Origin of the sequence: Actinomadura sp. GC306, assembly GCF_004348665.1 — a bacterium.
In the GTDB taxonomy this organism is placed as follows: Bacteria; Actinomycetota; Actinomycetes; order Streptosporangiales; family Streptosporangiaceae; genus Spirillospora.
The window spans coordinates 1-3087 of the sequence record NZ_SMKM01000441.1 but is presented as its reverse complement, the minus strand read 5'-3'; the positions used below and the strand labels follow the sequence as shown (position 1 = coordinate 3087).

General features: G+C 73.5%; 3 protein-coding genes. 1 reads left to right on the top strand and 2 read right to left on the bottom strand.

The window, feature by feature from the left end; genetic code table 11:
• Nucleotides 1–612 (top strand): hypothetical protein (locus tag E1200_RS34205; protein ID WP_207933655.1); only part of this gene is annotated, 612 nt, incomplete at its 5' end.
• A 7-nt stretch (nt 613–619) separates the two neighbouring features.
• Here the strand turns inward: E1200_RS34205 and ilvD are convergent.
• Both ilvD and E1200_RS32330 read right to left on the bottom strand, forming a co-directional pair.
• Complete coding sequence (gene ilvD / locus E1200_RS32335) at nt 620–2338, bottom strand: dihydroxy-acid dehydratase (protein WP_131956329.1); 1719 nt, start codon at nt 2336–2338, stop codon at nt 620–622.
• A 28-nt stretch (nt 2339–2366) separates the two neighbouring features.
• A complete protein-coding gene (locus E1200_RS32330; protein WP_207933654.1) occupies nt 2367–3047 on the bottom strand; it encodes a GntR family transcriptional regulator in 681 nt (226 codons plus the stop codon).
• Between the last annotated feature and the right edge of the window lie 40 nt (nt 3048–3087).

The following is a 3087-nucleotide window of genomic DNA, read 5'->3' as shown; positions in this document are numbered from 1 at the left end:
GGGTTGTGGGCGGCGCGGGGTGAGGCCCGCCGTGCCCTGCTGGTCTGCGTCGGGACGGCCGCCGTCTTCGGCGGTGCCTACTTCGTGCTGACCGACCTCGCCGTGCCCCGCTACCTGCTTCCGATGTTCGCGCTGCTGTCCCTGCCGGCCGGTGTGGGGCTCACCGCGATCCTGCGCGCGGCGTGGCGGCGGCGCGCGGGCCGGGTGCTGGCCGCCGGTGTGGTGGCGGTGGTCCTCCTGCACACGGGATCGCAGGCCGCCAAGGCCGGCCGTGTCGCGGAACGCGCCGAGATCGCCCTGTCCTGGCCGGAGGAGGCCGCCGGTGCGCTGGCCGCCCGCGGTGTCGACGGGGACTGCGTCGTGCTGGGCAGGTTCGCGCCGCAGATCGCCTTCCTGCGCCGCTGCCGGGGCGCGGACATGCGCGACGGCCTCGGTGACCGCGACGCGTCCGCCGCGGTCACCGAGGCCAACGTCGGACGGCTGCGGGACCGGGGGCTGCGGGTGGTCCTGGCCGTCGACGACCCGCCTGACGTGCCCGGACGCTGGAGCCGCGTCCCCGTTCCGGGCACCGGACCGCTCCTCTACCTCTCCCAGGCGCCGGCTCGCCGCTGATCCCCGGCTACTCCAGCACGGCGCCCTTGGCGGCCGACTGGACGAGCTTCGCGTACTTCGCGAGGACGCCCCGCTTGTACGGGTGCGGGACGGGTGCCCAGTCCGGTGCCCGGCGGGCGGCGAGTTCGGTGGGCTCGACGAGGATGTCGAGTCGTTTCGCCTTCACGTCCAGGCGGATGCGGTCGCCGTCCCGCACGAAGGCGATCGGGCCGGCGTCGACGGCCTCGGGGGCGATGTGGCCGACGCACAGGCCGGTCGTCCCGCCGGAGAAGCGGCCGTCGGTGACCAGCAGGACGGACTTGCCGAGCCCCGCGCCCTTGATCGCGCCGGTGATGGCGAGCATCTCGCGCATGCCCGGGCCGCCCTTCGGGCCCTCGTAGCGGATGACGACGACGTCCCCGGCGGTGATGGTGCCGTCCTCCAGCGCGTCGAGGGCCGCGCGCTCGCGCTCGAAGACGCGGGCGGTGCCCTCGAACACGTCCTCGTCGAAGCCGGCCGACTTCACCACGGCGCCTTCGGGGGCGAGGGACCCGTGCAGGATCGTGATCCCGCCCGTCCGGTGGATCGGGTCGCCGAGCGCGCGGAGGATCCTGCCGTCCGGGTCGGGCGGGTCGAGGCCGGCGAGGTTCTCGGCGACGGTCCGCCCGGTGACGGTGAGGGCGTCGCCGTGCAGGAGCCCGGCGTCGAGCAGGGCCTTCATGACGACGGGGACGCCGCCGATGCGGTCGACGTCGTTCATGACGTAGCGGCCGAAGGGCTTGAGGTCCCCCAGGTGCGGCACGCGGCCGGCGATGCGGTCGAAGTCGGCGAGGCCGAGGTCCACCTCGGCCTCGTGCGCGATCGCGAGCAGGTGCAGCACGGCGTTGGTCGAGCCGCCGAACGCCATGACCACGGCGATCGCGTTCTCGAACGCCTCCCTGGTCAGGACGTCCCGGGCGGTGATCCCCCGCCGCAGCAGGTCCACGGCGGCCTCGCCCGAGCGGTGCGCGAACGCGTCGCGGCGGCGGTCCGCGGACGGCGGCGCCGCCGACCCGGGCAGCGACATCCCCATGGCCTCGGCCGCCGACGCCATGGTGTTCGCCGTGTACATGCCGCCGCAGGCGCCCTCACCGGGGCAGATCGCGCGCTCGATGCGGTCGACGTCCTCGCGGCTCATGAGGCCCCGCGCGCACGCGCCGACGGCCTCGAACGCGTCGATGAGCGTGACGTCCTTCTCGGTGCCGTCGGAGAGCCTGACCCAGCCGGGCATGATCGTGCCCGCGTAGAGGAACACGGCCGCGAGGTCCAGGCGGGCGGCGGCCATCAGCATTCCGGGCAGCGACTTGTCGCATCCGGCGAGCAGGACGGTCCCGTCGAGGCGCTCGGCCTGGACGACGGTCTCGACGGAGTCGGCGATGATGTCGCGGCTCACCAGGGAGAAGTGCATCCCCTCGTGCCCCATCGAGATGCCGTCGGACACCGAGATCGTGCCGAACTGCAGCGGGTACCCGCCGCCGGCGTGCACGCCCTCCTTCGCGGCCTGCGCGAGCCGGTCGAGCGACAGGTTGCAGGGGGTGATCTCGTTCCAGGAGTTCGCGATGCCGATCTGCGGCTTGCCGAAGTCGTCGTCGCCCATCCCGACGGCCCGCAGCATGCCGCGCGACGCGGACGCCTGCAGCCCGTCCGTGACCTGGCGGGAGCGCGGCTTGAGGTCGGGCTCCGGCGGCCCTGGTGGCGTGGCTGGCATGCCCCGTCCCTACCCAGGCGCCGCCGGGTCAGCCGGGGGAGTCGAAGATCGCGACGGTGCTGACGATGTGGGACTCCATGGCGGCCCGCGCGATGTCGGCGTTGCCGCTCCGGATCGCCGTGCGGATCATGTCGTGGTCGTGGTTGCGGCCGGGGACGGAGTCCGACAGGGGGCGCGGGACGGCCTGGGTGCCGATGAAGAAGTCGGACAGGTCCCACATGCGCTCGCTGAGCGCGGCCATGATCCGGGAGTGCGACATCCGGTGGACGACGAGGTGGAAGTCGCGGTTGCGGGACAGGTAGCCGCGTGCCCTGGCCCGCAGGTCGGTGAGGTCCTTGAGGTCCTCGATGCGCCGCCAGGCGGCGTCCATCTCGGCGAGCTGGGCGTCGGTGCGGCGGGTCGCGGCCGCGGCGGCGAGCTCGCCCTCGAAGCGGCCGAACAGCGTGAAGAAGTCCCTGATCTCGCGCATCGAGTACTCGGCCACCCGGCAGCCGCTCTGCGGGATGATCTCGACGATGCCGATGGCCTCCAGCCGGCGCAGCGCGTCCATCACGGGCTGCTTGCTGACGCCGAACTCGGCCTTGACCTCCTCGATGGAGATCCGCGAGCCGACCGGGTAGTGGCCGGACAGCAGCCGTTCCTTGATCTCGTCGAGGACGACCTTGCCCAGCCGTTGCCCGGACCGGACGGGGGCGGCGGACTCTGGCACGGCGGGCTCCTCGGGTGCGGGGATGGGGACTGAGTTTAGG